General features: G+C 50.0%; 15 protein-coding genes. 3 read left to right on the top strand and 12 right to left on the bottom strand.

Going from position 1 to position 21,038, the window contains the following annotated elements; all coding sequences use genetic code 11:
• Nucleotides 1–230: 230 nt before the first annotated feature.
• Nucleotides 231–4,142, bottom strand: coding sequence for an AAA family ATPase (locus tag C6W44_RS06985; RefSeq protein WP_105244793.1), 3,912 nt, complete (start codon nt 4,140–4,142; stop codon nt 231–233).
• A gap of 139 nt (nt 4,143–4,281) precedes the next feature.
• Between C6W44_RS06985 and C6W44_RS06980 the strand changes: the two genes are divergently transcribed.
• The gene (locus tag C6W44_RS06980; RefSeq protein WP_105244792.1) at nt 4,282–4,581 is read left to right on the top strand and encodes a DUF4298 domain-containing protein; all 300 of its coding nucleotides are present in this window, start codon (nt 4,282–4,284) and stop codon (nt 4,579–4,581) included.
• A gap of 1 nt (nt 4,582) precedes the next feature.
• Here C6W44_RS06980 and C6W44_RS06975 read toward each other — a convergent pair whose 3' ends face one another.
• Nucleotides 4,583–5,386: a sulfite exporter TauE/SafE family protein gene (locus C6W44_RS06975; protein ID WP_199774511.1), complete on the bottom strand. Its 804-nt coding sequence runs from the start codon at nt 5,384–5,386 to the stop codon at nt 4,583–4,585.
• A gap of 302 nt (nt 5,387–5,688) precedes the next feature.
• Here C6W44_RS06975 and C6W44_RS06970 point away from each other — a divergent pair, with 302 nt between their 5' ends.
• Nucleotides 5,689–6,693 (top strand): biotin--[acetyl-CoA-carboxylase] ligase, encoded by a 1,005-nt coding sequence (locus C6W44_RS06970; protein ID WP_105244790.1) that lies wholly within the window; start codon nt 5,689–5,691, stop codon nt 6,691–6,693.
• 123 nt (nt 6,694–6,816) lie between these two features.
• On the top strand, nt 6,817–7,545 hold the full coding sequence (locus tag C6W44_RS06965) for a pantothenate kinase (RefSeq protein WP_075101988.1): 729 nt from the start codon (nt 6,817–6,819) through the stop codon (nt 7,543–7,545).
• A gap of 100 nt (nt 7,546–7,645) precedes the next feature.
• Here the strand turns inward: C6W44_RS06965 and C6W44_RS06960 are convergent, their stop codons facing one another.
• The 10 genes from C6W44_RS06960 to C6W44_RS06915 all read right to left on the bottom strand — a co-directional run bounded on the left by C6W44_RS06960 (nt 7,646) and on the right by C6W44_RS06915 (nt 20,955).
• Nucleotides 7,646–8,833, bottom strand: coding sequence for an isovaleryl-CoA dehydrogenase (locus C6W44_RS06960; protein WP_105244789.1), 1,188 nt, complete (start codon nt 8,831–8,833; stop codon nt 7,646–7,648).
• A 93-nt stretch (nt 8,834–8,926) separates the two neighbouring features.
• Nucleotides 8,927–9,847, bottom strand: a complete 921-nt coding sequence (locus C6W44_RS06955) for a hydroxymethylglutaryl-CoA lyase (RefSeq protein WP_105244788.1) — start codon at nt 9,845–9,847, stop codon at nt 8,927–8,929.
• 344 nt (nt 9,848–10,191) lie between these two features.
• Nucleotides 10,192–12,297 (bottom strand): acetyl/propionyl/methylcrotonyl-CoA carboxylase subunit alpha, encoded by a 2,106-nt coding sequence (locus tag C6W44_RS06950; RefSeq protein ID WP_105244787.1) that lies wholly within the window; start codon nt 12,295–12,297, stop codon nt 10,192–10,194.
• Nucleotides 12,298–12,353: 56 nt separating this feature from the next.
• Complete coding sequence (locus C6W44_RS06945; protein ID WP_105244786.1) at nt 12,354–13,148, bottom strand: enoyl-CoA hydratase/isomerase family protein; 795 nt, start codon at nt 13,146–13,148, stop codon at nt 12,354–12,356.
• 136 nt (nt 13,149–13,284) lie between these two features.
• Nucleotides 13,285–14,895 (bottom strand): carboxyl transferase domain-containing protein, encoded by a 1,611-nt coding sequence (locus C6W44_RS06940; protein WP_105244785.1) that lies wholly within the window; start codon nt 14,893–14,895, stop codon nt 13,285–13,287.
• Between the two features lie 153 nt (nt 14,896–15,048).
• A complete protein-coding gene (locus tag C6W44_RS06935; RefSeq protein ID WP_105244784.1) occupies nt 15,049–16,806 on the bottom strand; it encodes an AMP-binding protein in 1,758 nt (585 codons plus the stop codon).
• A gap of 308 nt (nt 16,807–17,114) precedes the next feature.
• A complete protein-coding gene (locus C6W44_RS06930; protein WP_105244783.1) occupies nt 17,115–18,419 on the bottom strand; it encodes an FAD-dependent oxidoreductase in 1,305 nt (434 codons plus the stop codon).
• 239 nt (nt 18,420–18,658) lie between these two features.
• Nucleotides 18,659–19,390 carry an amino acid ABC transporter ATP-binding protein gene (locus tag C6W44_RS06925; RefSeq protein WP_105246525.1) on the bottom strand — a complete coding sequence of 244 codons (732 nt, stop codon included), beginning with the start codon at nt 19,388–19,390 and terminating at the stop codon, nt 18,659–18,661.
• A gap of 150 nt (nt 19,391–19,540) precedes the next feature.
• Nucleotides 19,541–20,212 carry an ABC transporter permease subunit gene (locus tag C6W44_RS06920; protein ID WP_105244782.1) on the bottom strand — a complete coding sequence of 224 codons (672 nt, stop codon included), beginning with the start codon at nt 20,210–20,212 and terminating at the stop codon, nt 19,541–19,543.
• On the bottom strand, nt 20,209–20,955 hold the full coding sequence (locus tag C6W44_RS06915) for an amino acid ABC transporter permease (RefSeq protein ID WP_075101980.1): 747 nt from the start codon (nt 20,953–20,955) through the stop codon (nt 20,209–20,211). Before C6W44_RS06915 ends, C6W44_RS06920 begins: the two co-directional genes overlap by 4 nt.
• Nucleotides 20,956–21,038: the final 83 nt, after the last annotated feature.

Here is a 21,038-nt window from a genome sequence, read left to right as displayed (position 1 = left end):
GATACATCCTAATATATGACAAAAGGGAATACACAAGAAACAATAAATGGCAATAGTCTAGCATGGCTTATGAATATCGTCATCATATAGTCATCGTTTATCATCAGCCTGACACAGTTGTGTGACGTTGCTGGCGTGCTATTTACTATACCATTGCTCGCCGCTTGCTGTTATTACTATTTTATTGCTCCGTGATTTGTTTTGTCTAGCGCCTGTCCTCATTCTCTTTGTTATTCACTAATATAGCGCGCCGCCTCATCGAGCGAGACGCTTACTAAACGAGAGACCCCAGCGCTTGGCATGGTGATGCCTTTGAGCTCATCGGCGATCTGCATGGCCAGCTTATTATGACTGATAAAGATAAACTGCAAGTCATCTGCCAGCTCATGAATGAGGCTAGTAAAACGCCCGACATTAGCATCATCGAGCGGCGCATCGACCTCGTCAAGCACACAAAACGGCGCAGGATGCTGCTTAAAAATGGCAAAAATAAGACTGAGTGCTGTTAGGGTTTTTTCGCCGCCTGAGAGTACCGCAAGGCGGCTATTACGCTTGCCTTTTGGCTGCGCCATCAAGGTCAGCCCTGCCCGCCACTGCTCTGATTTGGGCGTGTTTGCTGGTAGATCCTCTAAGTTTAATGTCAAGCTTGCCTGACCGCCGCCAAAGACTTTGGCAAACAAGTTGGCAAGCTCGGTATTCACCGCCTCTAAGGTCTCGATAAACAAGGTCTTGGTGGTCTCGTCGATAGCGGCTATCGCCTCGCTCAATGTCTCCATACTGGCAGTGATGTCAGTGGTCTGCTGCGCGAGCGGCTCTAGACGTTCATTGACCTCAGCCAGCTCTGCCACGGCGGCCAGATTGACCGCGCCAATCTTGCTGATTTGCTGCTCAAGCTTGGCTTTTTCGCGCTCAAGCTCGGCGATTTTATCAGGGCGCACGCGGCGATCATGGGCAATAAAATCCGCCAACAAACTCGAGATACTCATCAATTGCGCGGTGTCGCCCTGTTCGCTGGTACGGTGATACTCGGCCATGGCGTCTTCAGCATAGCGAGTCGCCTCCTCTAAACGCGCGGCGCTCAATGCCAGCTCAGTGGCAAGTGCGGCCTGCTCACTTTGCTGCGTCTGTAGCGTCTGCTGTAGCGTGTCTAAAGTCGCCTGCTGCTGATTGTAGGTTTCTTTTAGCGCGGTTAAAGCCGCAGCACGCTCTGCCAAGAGCGCCTGCTGCTCATCGCGCGTTTGTTGCAGTGCCTGCAAGGCGGTCTGCAGCGCGGGCAGTTTATTTTGCTGCTGCTCATGCTGCGCCTTTAGACTTTCCTCGTTTTGTTGCGCCTTATCATATTGCGCATTTGCGCGTTTTAGGCTACTGCTACTGTGCTCAAGACGCATCTGGCTTTGCTGTACACGCAGCTGCAGGGCTTGCCAAGCGTCGTCATCTGCTTGCTGACGGTGCTGCTGCTCACGGCGCTCAGCTTGCAGTTGCTGCATAGTCGCCTGCGCCTCAGTGATTTGCGGCGCAAAGGCTGCCAGCTCGCTTGCGATATGCTGCTGCTCATGCGTAAGCGTCTGCTGCTCGTGCGTAAGCTCCTGCTGCTCTTGCTCAAGGGCTGCTTTGTCCGCAGTTAGGCGCTGGCTATCTGCTTGCAGGCGCTCAGCGGCAGCGCGCTGGGTTGTCAGCTGCTCCTGATATTTATATTTATCACGCGTCAGCTGCTCAGCTTGCGCCCGCGCCTCCTCTAGGCCAATCGTCAACGCATCATAGCTTCGCTGATTATTAGCAATGGCTTTGCGCTGCTCTTCTATTTTATTCTCAAGTCCATCAAGTAGCTCTTCTAAGATCTGCAGACGCTCGCGCTGCTGTAGACGCTGCGTCAAAAACTGACTATTGCTGTCGTTTTGACCATCTTGCGCGCCAACAAGCTTGCCAAGATTTATCGTACCTTGACGACTGATAAGCCAGCCATCAGACGTTAGCAAAATCGCTGACGGTGGGAGCGCTTTTAATATATCTGCCAGCACATCGAAGGTCTGATGGCTGTTTGTTGTAAGGTCTGCGATATATAGATAGCACTGCTGCCAAAGCGCTAGGGTGGGCGCCGCGATCAGCTGTGATAAAGGCAGTACCTTATCAGTCAAAGTATTTGGTAGTGCGCCAACAAATGGCTTTTCGTTTACATCATTTTGCTTAGCAGATAGCCACAAGCTATGACCCGCTTCTATTGACGAATTGTCCTGTATATTAGTCTGCGCGTTTTGCGCATTCTGATAAGTAAACACATCCCTTAAGTTATACTCAAGCGCTTGCCATAAGCTATTCGCTTTTTGCACCTCGCCGTTAACTTTTTCATTACTTGCTTGTTTAGAAGCCAGCACATGACTATCGAGCCATAGTGCTAACACCTTATCGAGCAGCTCAGCATGCTGCTTGCCTACTGCACTCAGCTCAATCTGCTCGCGCAAGGTGGTAATGGCTAAGTCGTTATCGTTATTTACTACTTGATTCGCTAAATCAGTTGTTACTACATCGGTGGTTTTTACCTTAGCAGACTGTTGTGATTTTGGCGTAGGTGTTGGATGCAGTATCTGATGCAAGGTGTCGTATTCACTGGTCAACACTGCATGACGTTTTTCTTCCTCGCCCAGCGCGCGCTGCTGCTTATGTAAAAGCTGCTGCAGCTCATGCGCGCGCGGCTGTAGCTCGGAGAGTCGCTCATCGACGCTATCTTGTTGGCGTTCGATCTGTTGTAGCTGTTTATTCAGCTCAGCAATGTGCGACGCTAAGGTCGGATTTTGTCCATCTGCGCTATGTGTATTAGCCGCATTTACTTTGGCAGACAGTGACTGCTGTAGCTGCTGCCAGAGGTTTTGCCAGTTCTGCTGGCGGCGCTGCCATTTTTCATGGCTTTGCTGCTGGCGTTTTTGTGCTTGGCTATTAATCGCTTGCTGCTGCTCTAGCACACGATGATTGTCTTGTAGCCGTGACAGCTGGTTTTGTGCATCATGATAGGCGCGCTGTAGCGGCCGCTCGTCACGTTGATGCGTCTCGCGTTTACTCGCTATCTCATCGAGCTGCGGGCGCAATTTTTCTAGCACGTTTTGCTGCTCGGCTTGCTCGGTGGTGATGCGTTCAATCTCATTGACGGCCTGCTCACGCTGCTGCGCCAAGCTGGTCATCTGCTGCGCCAAACTGGCAAGCTGCGATTTGGCATCGTTTAGCGCGTGCTCGGCATTTTGATAATTGAGCTGCTGCTGATAATGGCGGCTTTGTGCATCGTCTTTGAGCCATTGCTCTTGATTGATATGAGCCGTCAGCTTATCTTGCTTGGCTTTTAGGTCCTCATACTGTGCTTGCAAGCGAGCGGTTTCAGCACAGCTTTGCTCATGGGCGCGTTTTTGCTGCTGCTGACTATGCTTGGCCTGATACAGCTGCTGAATGGCCAGTTGCTGCTTGATGTCCGCTAGTGTCAGTGCCAGCTCTTTATAACGCTCAGCGCTAGCGGCTTGCTTGGACAGGCGTTTTTGTTGGCTTGCCAGCTCGCTTTGCATGTCATGCAGGCGCGCCAGATTGTCTTGGGTTTTCTCAAGTTTTTTTTGTGTCTCTATTCTCCGTGCCTGATAGCGCGATACCCCAGCCGCCTCTTCGATAAACTCACGTAGCTGCATCGGGCTTGACTCGACAATACGCCCAATCATGCCTTGCTCAATCACCGCATAGCTACGCGCCCCAAGCCCAGTACCCAAAAACACATCGACCACATCACGGCGGCGCGCGCGCGTGCCATTGATAAAGTAATCCGAGCGTCCCTCTTTATTGACCTGACGGCGCACAGAGAGCTCATGGTACAGGTTCAATTCATGGCGAATGCCAGTTTGCTCATCTTGAGTATGCTCAAAGGTCAGCTCGACGCTGGCGACACTTTTGGCCGCTTTGTCTTGTGTACCGGCAAAGATGACATCGCTCATCGCCCCGCCGCGTAACTGCTTGGCGGAGGTCTCACCCAGCACCCAGCGAATGGCATCGATGACGTTGGATTTGCCGCAGCCGTTTGGCCCGACGATGGCGGTAATGCCATGACGAAAGGTAAAGGTCGTAGGATTGGCAAAGGATTTAAATCCTGCCAGCTTAAGAGATTTTAGACGCATGAAGGATCGACAAACTTAATAAAAACAGGCGGCTATTCTACCGCAAATGATGACGATTTTTTGGACTTTGTACGGGATGCTATAATAAGGCTTAAAATAATAATGATTCCTCTAAGCACTAAAAGTTAAGGGCATTAAAATGACTGATTATAATCCACAAGAATTGCAGCAAAAATATGAGCTGTGGTGCAAGCTACATCGCCAGCAACTAGAGGCGCAAGAACAGTTCTTAAAAGCTGAAGCATTGCAAAATGAGTTGAAAGACTACTATCTAAATCCACAGTGGATGAAAGATCATGAAGCAGATCTGCCCATCGAGCACTCGGGTGAAGCGCACTCTATCTTTAGCGAAGATGCGTTATGGAATATGCTCACCGACCATGACGAGCTGGCCATGAAATGGATGCGCTTGGGGCTTGATGCGCTTGAAAAAAGATAAGTCATATCACCCCAATTGCACTCAGCAGCAGCTGCCCGCCGGCAAACAATAACAACACGCCAAACGCGCGCTTAAGCGTGGCGGCTGGCAACACATGGGCAAGCTTGGCACCGACCTTTGCCATCATAAAGCTGGCGACGGATATGCACAAAAATCCTATGATATGGACAAAACCGAGCGTACCCTCAGGCAAATTGACCACGTCTTGACCAAACCATGCAAATCCTACCGCGCCTGCCACCGCAATCGGCAAACCACACGCGGCCGAGGTGCCAACCGCTTGCTTCATCGGCAGTCCTGCCCAGTTTAAAAACGGTACGGTCAAGCTACCACCGCCGATACCAAAGATAGAGGACGCCATACCAATCCCTGTGCCCGCGCCAAACTGCACGCCAGCGGGCGGCAAAGGCTTGCCGAGCTGCTCTTTGTTAGACAAAAACAGCATCTTTAGCGCGACCAATAAAGCACCAACACCGATGATGGCTTGTAAGACTTTTCCATCGATCATATCGGCGATACCGGCACCGACAAGGCTTCCGATGACCAAGCCCAGCGCCATCTTGCACCAGACTTCCCAGCGCACACCGCCGCGCTTATTATGTGCTGTCAATGAGCTAATAGAGGTGACAATGATGGTCGCAAGCGAGGTACCGATCGCCAGGTGGGTGATGACATCAGGCGAAAAGTCGTAGGCGGTAAATATCCACACCAAGGCGGGCACAATAATCATACCGCCGCCTACCCCAAACAAGCCTGCACTGACCCCAGCAAACGCCCCTGCAATCACAAACCACACATATAACATCATTAGCTCAGCCTTTTATTTTGGGGTTTTGGAGTATTTTTAGCGCATCTGCACATTTGTAGGTCGTAGGCACAGCACGCAAGGAAGATTTATACCAGTAATGCGTTTAACTTTATATAACCGTTTGATTTGCAATTGACTATATATTCCATTTGCCAAACCTGCAGCCAATCTTTATGCTATTTGATTACCACTATTAAGCCGCGTCACTATGATTATTCATGCTTATTCATACCAAGCCGTGACCCGCGCTCAGTATAGCAAAGATTGTCCCTACAACCTTAACCACATCGACGAAACTTATGCCGCCATCAGCCCCTTTATCTGCCGCGCCTTTTGACCCTTTAGCCGAGACCTCTACTCCAACTGCGTCAGATACATCGCCAACGCTTGTACATTTGCCTGAGCTCAACCATCGGCACCTCGCTAGTAGCGCCTCGACCAATAGCGAGTTGATCACAGCGGTACAAGATGGCACGCTTGATGCTGCACAGATGCATCTACTGACTGCCGATACCCAAAGCGCTGGTCGCGGGCAGCACGGACGCTCTTGGCAGTCGCCACCTGGTAATGTTTACTTGTCGTTATATCACCCTGTGCATCAGCCGATTAGCGGTTTGTTGTCTTTGGTCATCGGTGTCGAGCTGGCAAAAATGCCTGTCATTCAAGCGCTCAATGAGCAACTGCACGCGCGCCAGCTGACGCCTATCGGGGTAAAATGGGCCAATGACTTGGGCTTTTATGCGGCCATATCCAAGCCGGCGCTGACACCCTCTGAGCCAGCAATACAAACTCAGCCGTTCTCAAAGCTTGCGGGTATCTTGATAGAGCCTGTCACCATAGCAGGCAAGTTGGTCGGTGTGGTGATGGGTGTGGGGCTAAATGTACAAGCGGCACCAGCGCTGACTGCGCAGACTTGCGAAGGTATGAGCTATCAGGCGATCAGTCTACAAGATATCGGTCAGATGCTGCCTGACGCGGCGAAGATACGCTTGCCAAATCTCAAAACACTCTATCAGCAAATGAGCAAAGCGCTGATGGCAGCGATGACGCGTTTTGAATATTTTAGTTTAGAAAAACCCACCGGTCACACCTACTATCTGGATCGTTTTTTAGAGCAGTTCGATGGCGTCGATGCCCTCGCAGGACGGCGCCTACGCGTCACTCAAGAGCACCATGGCAATAGCACTGTAGTGACAGGATATGCCTGCGGTATCGATACACATGGGTGTTTGCAATTGCGCCAAGATAACGGTAATATTTCTGCGCTTTTTACTGGACGCATTGACGTGATTCATCAGGCCTAACGCATAGAGCCTGCGGGCGCTATCGCCCTTATGGCATAAAAGTCTCTGGGCTTTATTGACAGGCTTCATCCACAAGCTTTGCCATAACATTTTTTAGTGAATTGACTATATAAAGGGATTTTTATGCTCTGGTTAGATCTTGGCAATACCCGCTTAAAATACTGGCTCACTGATGATATCGGTCAGATCGTCGACCATGATGCCAAGCAGCATTTGCAAGCGCCTGCCGAATTACTCATGGGTCTCACCGATCGCTTTGAGCGATATGCGCCCGATTTTATCGGTATCTCATCTGTGCTCGGCGAAGCGCTCAACATAAAAGTCACCGAAACCCTCAGCCGTCTAAATATCCCGTTTGAGTTTGTCCATGTCGATGCCGCGCACCCGCTGATGCGTAGTGACTATAACGATCAGCAGCTCGGCTGTGATCGCTGGCTGCAGATGCTGGGTGCAGTCGATAAAAAAAAGCGCCAGTGCGTGATAGGTTGCGGGACCGCGGTGACGATTGACTTGATCGATCATGCGACACATTTGGGCGGTTATATTTTTCCCAGTATTTATTTGCAGCGCGAGTCGCTATTTTCTGGTACCAAGCAAATCACTATCTCTAACGGTGCCTTTGATAGCGTCGGTCAGGGCATGACCACCCAAGACGCGGTGCATCGCGGTATACTGCTCTCTATCGTTGGCGCTATCAACGAGATCAGCCATCGTCATCCCAACTTCGAAGTCATCATGACGGGTGGCGATGCCGCCATCATCGCCCAGCACGTCAATCGCCCAGTACGACTACGTGATGATTTACTATTAAATGGTCTGGCACGCTATTTTGACCATAGTAAACAGACATAACAATTTTAATCTAAGATTTTTATAAGACATAAAATAAACATAAAAAAGCAGGACGTTTTAAGCGACCTGCTTTTTTGGTTTAATATGAAAGTAAGTGTTTCTACTTAGTCTCGTTAAATAACTCACGCCCGACCAGCATACGGCGTATCTCACTGGTGCCTGCACCGATCTCATAGAGCTTGGCATCACGCCAAAAGCGACCGAGCGGATATTCATTGGTATAGCCATTACCGCCAAAGATTTGAATGCCCTCGCCGGCCATCCATGTGGCTTTTTCGGCGCACCACAAAATCACACTGGCGCAGTCTTTGCGCACTTCTCGGCTATGGCCTGCGCCGCGCTGATCGAGCATATCGAGGTTTTTACCGACCGTGTATAAGAAACTGCGCCCCGCTTGCAGGATGGTATACATATCCGCGACTTTACCTTGGATAAGCTGAAACTCACCAATCGCTTGACCGAACTGCTTGCGGTCGTGGATATAAGGCACGACATTATCCATCACCGCTTGCATGATGCCGATAGGGCCTGCAGCAAGTACCGCACGCTCATAATCAAGGCCGCTCATCAGCACTTTGACGCCATTGCCGACGCCGCCTAAGATATTATCACTTGGCACTTCAACATTATCAAAGATCATCTCACCGGTATGGCTGCCGCGCATGCCGAGCTTGTCGAGCTTTTGTGCGGTGCCAAAGCCCTTCATGCCTTTTTCTACGATAAATGCCGTCATGCCTTTGGCGCCCAGCTCTGGATTGGTCTTGGCATACACCACCATCACGTCGGCATCTGGACCATTGGTGATCCACATTTTGCTGCCGTTTAACACATAATGGCCGTCTTTTTCTTCGGCTTTGAGCTTCATACTGACCACATCTGAGCCAGCGCCGGTTTCACTCATCGCTAAAGCCCCGATGAATTCACCACTGATGAGCTTAGGCAAATACTTTTGTTTTTGCGCCTCATTACCATTGCGTTTGATTTGGTTGATGCATAGGTTTGAGTGCGCGCCATAGCTCAGCCCTACAGAGGCAGAAGCGCGGCTGATCTCTTCCATCGCGACCATATGAGCCACGTAGCCCATGTCCGAGCCGCCGTACGCTTCAGGAACAGTAATGCCATGCAAACCCAAGTCGCCCATTTTTTGCCATAAATCCATTGGGAACTCATCGCTGCTGTCGATTTCGCTTGCGCGCGGGGCGATTTCATTGGCCGCAAACTGCTGTACCACGTCACGCAGTGCGTCAATATCCTCGCCAAGCTGAAAATTTAACCCAGGTAAACTCATAACCATTCCTTGTATTTTGATGTTTAATTTTTTAAAAATTCAGAGCCATTTAAAAAGAGACCATATAGCTTGTGACTCGCTTTATTTTCTTAGTCAAGACTGACGCTTATTAATCAGCGCACGTGCCACGCTTGAGCCATTGCGGCGACCCAAGAATTCACTGATACGCTCACCAGCCATGACCAATTTATCCAAATCTATGCCAGTGCTAATACCCATACCATGCAGCATATAGACGACATCTTCGGTGGCTACATTACCCGTTGCGCCTTTGGCATAAGGACAACCGCCAAGCCCAGCCACTGAAGTATCAAATTCGCTGACACCCATCTGTAGTGCGGCTAAAGTATTACTCACGGCTTGACCATAAGTATCATGAAAATGGCCTGATAGCATAGCGATGTCAGCATATTCTAATGCGGCTTGTAGGGCGCGCTGTACTTTTAGTGGGGTGCCGACGCCAATAGTATCAGCAATACCAATCTGCTCTGAGCCAATCTCAACCAAACGCTTGGTCACATACGCGACTTGGCTTGGGTCAATCTCGCCTTCATAAGGGCAACCAACCGTACAAGAGATGACGCCGCGCACTTTGATGCCATGCGCTTTTGCAGCAGTGGCAACGGGTGCAAAACGTTCAATACTTTCATCAATACTGCAATTGATGTTTTTTTGACTAAAGGTCTCACTGGCTGAGCCAAAGATAACGATTTCATCAGGACGATGTGCAATCGCATTATCAAAACCGCGCATATTGGGCACCAGTATCGAATAAATAACGTCATTATGCCGCGTCTCTGCCAGTGCGGTCATCAGCTCACTGTTGTCGCCCATTTGTGGTACCCACTTTGGCGAGACAAAGCTGGTCGCTTCCAGCTTTTTGACGCCTGCTGCGATTAAATCGTTGATAAGCGTTTGCTTAACCGCCGTCGGTACCGTCGTGGCTTCGTTTTGCAAGCCATCACGTGGGCTGACATCAACGATGGTGACGTGCTCTGGATACGAATGGCTCATGATTATTATCCTTTCACTGTTCTTATATTTCGGTTCTTATAGTCGAATCCACATAAATCAGATACATGGCTATCAAGTCGCTCAATGAAACGTTGTTTTTCTTGCGTGCTGTGCCTGCGCCGACAGATGCTACGAAAAACAACTTTTCATCTCACTGTATCGTTTTTATATCGAATTGACTATATATAGTTAGCTGAATGTAAAACTGTTATGGATTTAAACACGCTACTGGTATAAATTTTACTTGCGTGCTGTGTTCCCAGAGGCTGCGCAAAATTCATCCCAGTAGCGCTATGACATTTTTAGAGTGTATCGACTATATTCCATTTCTTATACTTCAGCGCTTAAGCGCCGCTAGCTTCTGTATCAATACGGAGCAGCTCATCACCATCAGCCACCGAATCACCCGCTGCAAATAACAACTCTCCCACCACGCCATCGGTGGGTGCAGTAATGGTGTGCTCGATTTTCATCGCTTCGATGACGGCGAGTGGCTCGCCTTTCTTCACGCTATCGCCGACAGCCACTTTAAAGGCAACGACCTGCCCTGGCATCGGTGACTTCAAACTACCGACTGCTGCAGACTCTTCGCCTACATGCGCCATAATATCGACAAGTGTAATTTCATCACGGCCACGATCGGTGAACACATAGACGGTTTCATGGTTCACCCAGCTCTGCGCATTAATACGTGCGCCATCGAGCCATAATGTATGATTGTGCGCGTCATCGCTGGCGTAACTGACCTCACCTTCATATACCGCTTCGGTTGGCGCGGCGACATTGGCATTGGCATTTTCGTCAGCGTTCGCGATTTCTTTTTCGATCACTAGTGTAAAGCGGCTCAGATTATCTGCGCCTTTTTTGCCAGCAGTGGCAGTGGCGTTGTGCCAATGACTAATGCGGGCGCTATAAGCTTGCTCATCATAAACCAAGCTAAACGAGCGTGTATAATCGTTATAAGCACGGAATCCTGTCGGCTTACTAAACGGATCGGCGTCTTGTGCCATGCCTTCACTAGCCAGCTGCTGGGCGATAGCAGTCACCACCAGCGTCGATAAATCAAGTGGATGCTGATCAAATAACTCGTCCGCCTCGCGCTCGATAAGCGCCGTATCGAGATTGGCCTGACTAAACGACTCAGTATTTAAAATATAACGCAAAAACGCCACGTTATTAGGTAAACCGACGATACGCGTTTGAGCGAGTGCGCGATCGAGTTTGGCCAATGCCTGCTCGCGAGTCGGCGCATGCACGATAAGCTTGGCAATCATAGAGTCATAGAATGGGCTAATCACATCGCCTTCGCGTACGCCATCGTCGATACGTACATCGGCAACATCAAAGGTGCTGTGCTCAGGCTTTTGATACGTAAAGAGTGTACCCGTCGCTGGCAAAAAATCATTGTCAGGGTTTTCCGCGCAAATACGCGCTTCAATCGCATGGCCATTAATCGCCAAATCATCTTGCGACTTTGGCAATGGCTGACCGGAGGCGACCAAGAGCTGCCACTCGACCAAATCGACGCCAGTAATGGCTTCACTGACTGGGTGCTCAACTTGTAGGCGGGTATTCATCTCCATAAAATAAAAGCTCATCGTGCCTTCGCGCTGCTCAACGATGAACTCAACCGTCCCTGCACCGACATAGCTGACCGCACGCGCCGCCTCAATCGCCGCTGTCCCCATCGCTTCACGCATCGCTACATCGACGCCTGGCGCTGGCGCTTCTTCTAGCACTTTTTGATGGCGGCGCTGCACCGAGCAATCACGTTCAAACAGATGCACATAGTTGCCATGCGTATCACCAAATACTTGGATTTCGATATGGCGCGGCTTTAGCGCGTATTTTTCGATGAGTACCTGATCATTACCAAAGCTAGTGATTGCTTCGCGGCGACAAGAGTCTAGCATCTCGATAAAAACGCTGCTTTGCTCGACGATACGCATGCCTTTACCGCCGCCGCCGGCACTGGCTTTAATCAACACAGGATAGCCAATTGCATCGGCCTTCGCTTTTAAAAACTGGGCATCTTGATTGTCACCATGATAACCCGGTATCAGCGGCACGCCAGCCGCTTCCATCAAACGCTTGGACTCAGACTTGCCACCCATCGCGCGAATAGCATCAGCGGATGGACCGATAAACACCAACCCCGCATCCTGACAGGCTTGCGCAAAGTCGGCGTTTTCACTTAAAAAGCCATAGCCTGGATGGATCGCTTGCGCGCCCACATCGCGAGCAATTGCAATGATCGCATCGCCTTTTAGATAGCTGTCTTTCGGCGATGAGCCACCCAAATAAACGGCTTCATCACAGACGGCGACATGCTTGGCGCCGCGGTCGGCATCAGAATAAACAGCGACGGTACGAACGCCTAAGCGCTTGGCAGTCGCGGCCACACGGCAGGCAATTTCACCACGGTTGGCGATTAAAATTTTAGAAAACATAACTATCCCTGTGTCTTGTCGTTTTTATTTGTCGGCTTGGCTATCGTTGTTTGTCGCTAATCTGCCGTCAGCCAATCAGGCTTACGCTTTTGCAAAAACGCTTGCACGCCTTCCTTACCTTGTGTGGATGAGCGAATATCAGCGATGCCTTTTACCGTCTCGGCGATCAGCTCGTCGCTAATGGGCGCGCCTGCGATATCATGCAACAGCTGCTTGCAGGTTTTCACCGCATCGGGGCTGTTTTTGACCATTTTGGCACAAAACGTCGCCACCGCATCGTCGAGCGCTTCCTCACTGACGCGCTCATGGATAAAGCCAAGCTGCCGCGCTTTTTTAGCATCAAACACTTCTGCACTTAAAAAGTAGCGATGCGACGCCCTAGTCCCTAATGCTCTTACAACATAAGGGCTAATCGTTGCAGGCGCTAGTCCCAAACGCACTTCACTGAGGCAAAAATTGGCAATTTTCACCGCGATGGCCACATCACAGACGGCGACCAGACCCATGCCACCTGCATAGACATCGCCTTGAATGGCAGCCACGGTTGGTTTTGGGCACTCATAAATGGTTTTGAGCATTTGCGCGAGTTTATCGGCGTCTGCTAGGTTCTCTTCATAGCTATAATCCGCCATGGCGCGCATCCAGTTTAGATCGGCACCCGCACAGAACGCTTTGCCTGCTGCTGCTAGCACGATGACTCGCACATTATCATCAGTGCCAAGCGTGGTAAAAACCTCTGTCAGCTCAGCGATCATTTCATCGTTAAAGGCATTACGTATCTCAGGACGGTTTAGCGTCACCGTCGCCACGTGCTGTTCGATATCAACCAATAGGCTTTTATAATTATTCATATAGGGTTATCTCAATATTTTATGGTAACTTTTACATGTCTTTTTTTACGGATAATTTTGCGTAATGTTCTTGGCCTTAGTAACCCAGTTTTTATTTTAAACCAAAGCATTTTCTCATCGAAAATATAGTACCAATCTACATTCTAAAGACCCCAAACGTCGTCTCTTCAATCGGTGCGTTATAGGCAGCGCTTAGCCCCAATGCCAGCACTTGACGCGTATCAGCAGGATCAATCACCCCGTCATCCCACAGGCGCGCGGTGGCATAATACGGATGGCCTTGCGCTTCGTACATATCTCGAATCGGTGCTTTAAAGGCCGCTTCGTCCTCGCTACTCCATGTCTCGCCCTTACGCTCGAAGTTATCGCGCTTAACGGTGGCCAATACCGACGCCGCTTGCTCACCGCCCATCACAGAGATGCGCGCATTTGGCCACATCCATAAGAAACGCGGACTATAAGCACGGCCACACATACCGTAGTTACCCGCACCGAACGAGCCACCGACAATGACGGTAAACTTTGGCACTTTGGCGTTGGCCACTGCCATCACCATTTTGGCACCATGACGGGCGATACCTTCGTTTTCGTATTTACGGCCGACCATAAAGCCGGTGATGTTTTGTAAAAACACCAGCGGGATTTTACGCTTGCAGCACAGCTCGATAAAGTGCGTGCCTTTTTGCGCCGACTCACTAAACAAGATGCCGTTATTGGCGATAATGCCAACTGGCATGCCCTCGATATGAGCAAAGCCGCAGACCAGCGTGTTGCCAAAGCGCGCTTTAAACTCATCAAAGGCACTGTCATCGACGATGCGAGCGATGATTTCTTTGATATCAAAGGGCTGACGCTTATCGGTCGGAATGATGCCGTATAATTCTTTGGCATCGTAGCGCGGTGGCCGCGGTTTGATTTGATTGGGAATTTGCTTGGCAGGACGGTTAAGGTGACTGACGATATCACGCGCAATCGATAGCGCATGCGTGTCGCTTTGTGCCAGATGATCGACGACTCCTGACAGACGGGTATGTACATCACCGCCGCCCAAATCCTCGGCGCTGACCTCTTCGCCCGTTGCTGCTTTTACTAATGGCGGCCCACCCAAAAAGATGGTGCCTTGCTCTTTGACGATGATGGATTCATCGCTCATCGCCGGTACATACGCGCCGCCTGCCGTACAGCTACCCATAACCACCGCAATCTGCGGGATACCCGCCGCACTCATATTGGCTTGGTTAAAGAAGATACGACCAAAGTGCTCTTTGTCTGGGAATACGTCATCTTGGTTGGGCAAGTTTGCACCGCCTGAGTCCACCAAATACACGCAAGGCAGATTGTTTTCTTGCGCAATCTCTTGCGCGCGCAAGTGCTTTTTGACTGTCATTGGATAATAGGTACCGCCTTTTACCGTGGCATCATTACAGACAATCATACACTCAGTACCATTGATACGGCCAATACCAGCAATCACGCCCGCGGCGGGTATCTCTTCGCCATACATGTCGTGCGCGGCCATCGGAGCGACCTCTAAAAACGGGGTGCCGACATCCAGCAAACGCTCGACTCGCTCACGTGGCAGCAGCTTACCACGCGCTAAATGCTTGGCTCGCGCCCGCTCTGAGCCGCCCTGAGCGACTTTACGCAGGTGTACATATAAGTCATCGACCATCTCTTGCATGGCGGCACGGTTTTGCTGAAAATCGCTGGCGTTTGGACTCAGTTTACTGGTTATGATAGTGCTCATGATATCCCTTTTCTTTGCTGCGTAAGTGCAAGTGATTGATTATATGGTTTATAGTGACTGCTGGTCATACGACTGCTAGCCGATAGGTTGGTAGCCATTTGTCTTTTGTATCACTCACCGGTGTCGTGGATGTTCTGTATCCGAGAAGTGCGCTTAGTCTAAACCCAGCTCTGCTTTCATCTGCTCGATAATCTTATACTTTTGAATTTTACCAGTGATGGTCATCGGATACTCTTCAACAAACCGATAATAAGTCGGTACCTTATAATGAGCAATGTGCTCACTACAAAACTGGCGCACGTCGTCTTCACTCAAGCAGCCCGGCTCTTTGGGAATAATCCAAGCGGCCAGCACTTCACCATACCGCTTATCTGGTACGCCAACGATTTGTACATCGCGAATCTTGGGATGGCGATATAAGTAGTTCTCAATCTCAACCGGATAGATGTTTTCGCCGCCGCGGATGACCATGTCTTTACTACGGCCGACGATTTTGACATAGCCGTCCTCATCCATGGTAGCCAAATCGCCAGTATGCATCCAGCCATCTTGGATCGCTTCACGGGTTTTAAAGCGGCTGCCCCAATAGCCTTTCATCACCGAGTAGCCGCGTGTGAGCAGCTCTCCTGTCTCCCCTAACGGCACGATCTCACCCGTCTCGGTATCGACGACTTTCACCTCAAGCGCAGGCTGTACCAGGCCAACGGTCGAGACTTGCTTCTCAAGCGGCGTGTGCTCGTTGGTCTGGCAAGAGACTGGACTGGTCTCGGTCATGCCGTAAGCGATGGTCACCTCTTTCATATGCATCTTATCAATGACACGGCGCATGACCTCAATCGGGCAGCTAGAGCCGGCCATAATGCCTGTACGCAGGGTCGATAAATCAAAGTTTTCAAACTCAGGGTGATCGAGCTCGGCGATAAACATCGTCGGTACACCATGCAGCCCCGTACATTTTTCTTCTTCGACTGCTTGTAGGACTGATAACGGCTCAAAGCCATCGTTTGGATAGACGATACAACCACCATGCGTCAAGATGGCCAAATTGCCGAGCACCATACCAAAACAGTGATATAGCGGCACAGGAATACACAGTCTATCCTCGAAAGTAAGGTTCATCGCCTCACCGATGAAATAGCCGTTATTGAGGATATTGCGATGGCTTAAGGTCGCGCCTTTTGGCGTCCCAGTCGTGCCACTGGTGAACTGAACGTTAATCGCGTCGGTGTTTTTTAGCTGCGCTTGACGCTCGGCCACGCGCGGATCGTTGGCATCGCCTTCCGCCATCCAGTCAGAGAATTTTTGCATAAAACCAAACGCTTCGTCAGAGTCTGGCTCATCAATCCAAATGATACGCTCGATGGTTGGAATCTCGACCAAATCCAGCTGGGTATAGTCTTTATGATAAATCTCAGGGCACAGCTCACGGATCAGGCCAGCGTAGTCGCTGCTTTTGAAATGGCGCATGAGCACGAGTGCCGAGCAGCCGAGTTTATTGAGCGCATATTGCAGCTCAAAAGTACGATAGGCAGGATTGATATTGACGAGGATCACGCCGACTTTGGCCGTGGCAAGCTGCATAAGTAGCCATTCGGCGTTGTTGTGCGACCAGATGCCAATGCGATCGCCAATCTCAAGCCCCATCTCGATCATACTGCTGGCCAGCTGGTTGACATGTTGCTGCAATTCGCGGTACGTCCAGCGGATGTTTTGATGACGGACGACCAGCGCTTCGCGCTCTGGATATTTGGAGACAATGGCATCAAAAAAGTCGCCGATGGTCGCCTCAATCAGCGGCACATCAGGGCCTTTATCATAGCTTTGGGTCAGTGGCGCATTCGCTGAGCGCGCGCCCATATTTACGGTAGGGATGTTGCTTAATATGTGGTCAAATGCAGTAGGTTGCGTCATAACGAGTCCTTTCGTTGTGCTTTTTATTCTACTCAAAAACCGCCCGTGGGCCAATTTTTCTTCCTTGAGTATCTATCATATATGATTCACTACTATACCGCCTAAAACGAAACTGTCAATAATAGTAATACATTATGTATCATTTAAATTAACTGCTAAAAATATTAGCCCAGTAAAAGATAGCATGAAAACCCGCGATTATTGTAGGCAAAAAAGCCAGCTACGTATTTGTTACACAGCTGGCTTTTGAGAAAAATTAAAACTAGAAATTAAAGCTAAAAGTTAAACTTACAGCGATTAAGCGTTGATTAAGATTTAACCATTGGCGGCGCTTTAATCGTTACTGTCGCACTGACGTCATTGTTATCATCTAGCAAATCCATGATTAACTCGTCATCCGTGTCAGTCTTTACCTGCCAGTTGCCAGCAGCTTGTGGTACGCCAGTAGCCATGACAGAGATGGCTTTGTTTTTTAGACGAATCATTGGCGGTTTATGATCATAGCCGTCATGTGCCACCCCTAAGATATCATCCGCAATGGTCGCCGCCTGTGCACGCAGCGGGGCAACATAACGGCAGGCAACGCCATTGATAGACATACAATCACCGATGGCATAGATATTTGACGCTTGCGTACGTAAGGTGGTGGCATCCACCACGATACCAGTCCGGCGATCAAACTCTACCCCTGCAGCAGTGGGCAGTCTGGCATCGACCGTGAGGCCAGTACTGGCAATCACATGATCGACGACCAAAGGCTCGGATGACTGAGCGGCCGCGCTGTCAGCACTGCCTGCCACTGGCGCATAGCGGACGTGTAGCCTGCCGTCCTCCTGACGCGTAACGCCAGTCACTTGATAACCACCCAAAAAGTGAATACCTTGGGACTGGACCGCCGCCGCGATACGAGCGGACGCTTTTGCTGGTAGCATTTGTGATAAAGGCGCGTCATTTAAATCAATCAAGGTGACTTCATGTCCAGCTTTTAGTAAATCTTCGGCGATTTCTGTCCCCACCATACCAGCGCCAACGATGGCGACATGCTGACTGCCTGCTGCCAGCTTTTCTTGTAGCTGCCCAAAGCGCTCAATATGATTGACATGCCACACCAAATCCTCCGGCAGGCTCTTTGGAAAAATCGGCTGCGCGCCCATCGCCAGTACCAACTTGTCATAGCTGATGGTGGCATAATTGGTATAAACAGGGTCAGAGCGCAGGGCAGAGACCAGCTGCAACTGCTGCGTAGCGGCGTCAACATCCGTGACCTGCGTGTTGGCTAGTAGATTGACGTTTGCCGCTTTGGCAGCGTCAGCGCCAGTTGCACGTACCAAATCTGCCGCCCGCTTGTTTTGGCTGATGGCCATTGTCAGCATTGGCTTATGGTAACGATCGCCATTATCCGCTGTGATGAGAGTAATGGCGATGTCTTTATCTTTTGCTCGAATGGCATCGATGACGTGCCAACCTGCCAAGCCGGCACCAACGATGACGATGCCTTGGTTTTCCGCTGACGCATGGTTTTCCGCTGGCGCGGGGTTTTCAGTATGTAAAGGGTTTTTAGCATTGGCGGGGTTTGTTGAGTTTGCGAGGGTGTCGGCATTTTCTATGCTCATAATAGCTCCAATATAATGTATAAACTTTTCATTGTCGGTATCTTGAGCGCTATTGTAGCAGTAAACAGTCATGCACTCATCTACTTGCTTATCCCCCCGCTACTGGACCGTTATGGCCAAAAAAACCAAAAAAAACCAAAAAAAAGCGCCTAAAATCATAGACGCTTTTTGGCAAATGCTTAGGGCTCATTGAACAGTCTCTACATCAAGGCGCTAAAGTAGCAACAAAAACTTTGCTATTAATGATTTAAAATCTTGGACAAAAATAGCTGGGCGCGCTCACTTTTTGCCCCTTCAAAAAACTCATCTTTGCTACAGTTTTCGACGATATGACCTTCATCCATAAAGATAATGCGATTGGCGACCTGACTGGCAAAGCCCATCTCATGGGTCACACACATCATGGTCATACCATCACGAGTCAGCTCGACCATCACATCAAGCACCTCTTGAATCATCTCAGGATCAAGCGCCGAGGTTGGCTCATCAAACAGCATCGCCACAGGGTCCATCGCCAATGCACGGGCAATCGCCACGCGCTGCTGCTGACCGCCTGATAGCTCGGCGGGATATTTGGGTGCCTGCGCACTTAGTCCCACGCGATCTAGATAAGCCATGGCTTTTTGTTTAGCCTCAGACTCTTTACGGCCCAGCACCTTGATTTGTGCGACGGTTAAATTGTCGATAATGGTCAAATGCGGAAACAACTCAAAATGCTGAAACACCATACCGACACGGCTACGTAGCTTGGGCAAGTTAGTCTTAGGTGCACCAACAGAGACACTATTGACCATAATCTCGCCTTGTTGAAAAGGCTCAAGCCCGTTGACCGTCTTAATCAGCGTTGATTTGCCACTACCCGATGGCCCGCAAACCACGACGACATCGCCTTTGTGTACATGGGCGGTGCAGTCAGTCAGCACTTGAAAGTCGCCATACCATTTACTGACATTTGCCATCTCAATGACCATCTCATCACTGGCATGACCATTATTGGTGACCAGCCCGCCAAAGGCATTTACATACGTATCAGCATTGTTCATTACTGGCTCCTAACCACATTATCTTGATAATCATTGTCTAAAAACTTCGTCAACCGCGACCGCGCAGTCTAGGGTATGTCAGAACCGCAAACGCTTTTGTAGCTGCTGCACGCCCATAGACGCACTTAAGCTAATGACAAAATAAATCGCACCAGCGCCCAAGATATAAGGCGTCAGAAGCCCCATCAGCTCACCGCGCACGTAGGCTGCGCGGAAAAAATCCGTCAAACCAATAGCGAACACCAACGTCGTATCTTGGAATAAAATAATACACTGCTGCAAAATCAGCGGCAGCATTTTGCGAAAGGCTTGCGGCAAGATAACCAAACGCATGGTCTGCCCATAAGTCATGCCCAGCGCTTTGGCAGCATTGACCTGCCCGCTGCCGATCGATTGAATGCCAGCACGCACCACTTCAGAAAAATACGCCGCCTCAAACATCATAAAGGCCACCACACAAGAGGCAAACGCCGCATCGAGCTGTAGATACTTACCCGCGATCCAAAAATAAATCATCGGTACAGCAAAATAAAACCACAAAAGCACCAGCAGTAAGGGCACTGAGCGAAAATAATTCACATACAGTTTTGCTGGTATCTCAAGCACTTTGATACCCGATAAACGCATCAGCGCCAGTATCGTCCCTAAACTGATACCGCCCAAAATCGCCAAAAACAATACCTTAAGCGTGGTCAGCATGCCACCCATCAACCCGGGATAGGCAGTGGCAAGCTCAGTCATCATATTCATTTTTGACCTCCTGCAATCAGCCCAGGCACGCGTAGTTTGCGCTCGATCAGTCCCATTATCGCGATTAAGGACAAGTTAAATACCAAGTAGATAATCGTCGCGTAGGTATAGATCTCAATGCTGTTTTGCGTGTATTCACTGATGGTTTTGGTTTGGCTAATCAGCTCCATCACCCCAACGAGCGAGGCGACTGAGGCGTTTTTAAAGCAGTTGGTCAGCTCAGAGCTGAGCGGCGGCAAGATGATACGAAAGGCTTGCGGCAGTAAGACCTCTTTGTAGACTTGCGGGATGCTAAAGCCAAGCGCATAGGCGGCATTGACTTGGCCATCTGGTAGCGACTCGATACCCGTGCGCACCTGCTCGACGATACGGGCGGCAGTAAACAGCCCCAAACCGATACTCGCCGAGAGCATGGCTGAGGTATTGGGCGACAGGTCTTTATACCACCATTCTTGTATCGTTGGTGTCAGCCAACCAGGGGCGATATAAAACCAAAAAAACAGCTGTACGAGTAATGGTATATTACGAAAAAACGTCACGTAAGCGGTACCAATCGCTCGCGCCGTCTTGCTCGGCAACGTGCGCATGATGCCTAAGATGGTGCCGACGATCATGGCGATGGCCCAAGCGATACTGCCAATCAGTAGCAGCCAGCCAAGACCAGTAATCATCCAATGGATATACAGCTCGCTACCGATACCGGTCTGCTCAAACAGCACACCCCAGTTCCAGCTATAATTCATGGTTGTCTCTCCAAGCAGCGATAAAAGAGCCTATGCGTCAAACAACACATGACGTACGCATAGGCCAGCTAGGGTTTGGGACA

It is taken from the genome of Psychrobacter sp. Marseille-P5312 (assembly GCF_900291405.1).
Taxonomy (GTDB): domain Bacteria; phylum Pseudomonadota; class Gammaproteobacteria; order Pseudomonadales; family Moraxellaceae; genus Psychrobacter; species Psychrobacter celer.
The sequence above is the reverse complement of the archived record's forward strand: the minus strand, read 5'-3'. Positions and strand labels throughout refer to the sequence as shown.

What these genes read in the sequence shown, in the direction of transcription:
- C6W44_RS06935 (WP_105244784.1), bottom strand. Translation starts at nt 16,806, where the DNA reads ATGACGCAACCTACTGCATTTGACCACATATTAAGCAACATCCCTACC.
- C6W44_RS06965 (WP_075101988.1), top strand. Translation starts at nt 6,817, where the DNA reads ATGCTCTGGTTAGATCTTGGCAATACCCGCTTAAAATACTGGCTCACT.
- C6W44_RS06980 (WP_105244792.1), top strand. Translation starts at nt 4,282, where the DNA reads ATGACTGATTATAATCCACAAGAATTGCAGCAAAAATATGAGCTGTGG.
- C6W44_RS06915 (WP_075101980.1), bottom strand. Translation starts at nt 20,955, where the DNA reads ATGAATTATAGCTGGAACTGGGGTGTGCTGTTTGAGCAGACCGGTATC.
- C6W44_RS06960 (WP_105244789.1), bottom strand. Translation starts at nt 8,833, where the DNA reads ATGAGTTTACCTGGGTTAAATTTTCAGCTTGGCGAGGATATTGACGCA.
- C6W44_RS06975 (WP_199774511.1), bottom strand. Translation starts at nt 5,386, where the DNA reads ATGTTATATGTGTGGTTTGTGATTGCAGGGGCGTTTGCTGGGGTCAGT.
- C6W44_RS06925 (WP_105246525.1), bottom strand. Translation starts at nt 19,390, where the DNA reads ATGGTCATTGAGATGGCAAATGTCAGTAAATGGTATGGCGACTTTCAA.
- C6W44_RS06940 (WP_105244785.1), bottom strand. Translation starts at nt 14,895, where the DNA reads ATGAGCACTATCATAACCAGTAAACTGAGTCCAAACGCCAGCGATTTT.
- C6W44_RS06930 (WP_105244783.1), bottom strand. Translation starts at nt 18,419, where the DNA reads ATGAGCATAGAAAATGCCGACACCCTCGCAAACTCAACAAACCCCGCC.
- C6W44_RS06955 (WP_105244788.1), bottom strand. Translation starts at nt 9,847, where the DNA reads ATGAGCCATTCGTATCCAGAGCACGTCACCATCGTTGATGTCAGCCCA.
- C6W44_RS06920 (WP_105244782.1), bottom strand. Translation starts at nt 20,212, where the DNA reads ATGAATATGATGACTGAGCTTGCCACTGCCTATCCCGGGTTGATGGGT.
- C6W44_RS06945 (WP_105244786.1), bottom strand. Translation starts at nt 13,148, where the DNA reads ATGAATAATTATAAAAGCCTATTGGTTGATATCGAACAGCACGTGGCG.
- C6W44_RS06985 (WP_105244793.1), bottom strand. Translation starts at nt 4,142, where the DNA reads ATGCGTCTAAAATCTCTTAAGCTGGCAGGATTTAAATCCTTTGCCAAT.
- C6W44_RS06950 (WP_105244787.1), bottom strand. Translation starts at nt 12,297, where the DNA reads ATGTTTTCTAAAATTTTAATCGCCAACCGTGGTGAAATTGCCTGCCGT.
- C6W44_RS06970 (WP_105244790.1), top strand. Translation starts at nt 5,689, where the DNA reads ATGCCGCCATCAGCCCCTTTATCTGCCGCGCCTTTTGACCCTTTAGCC.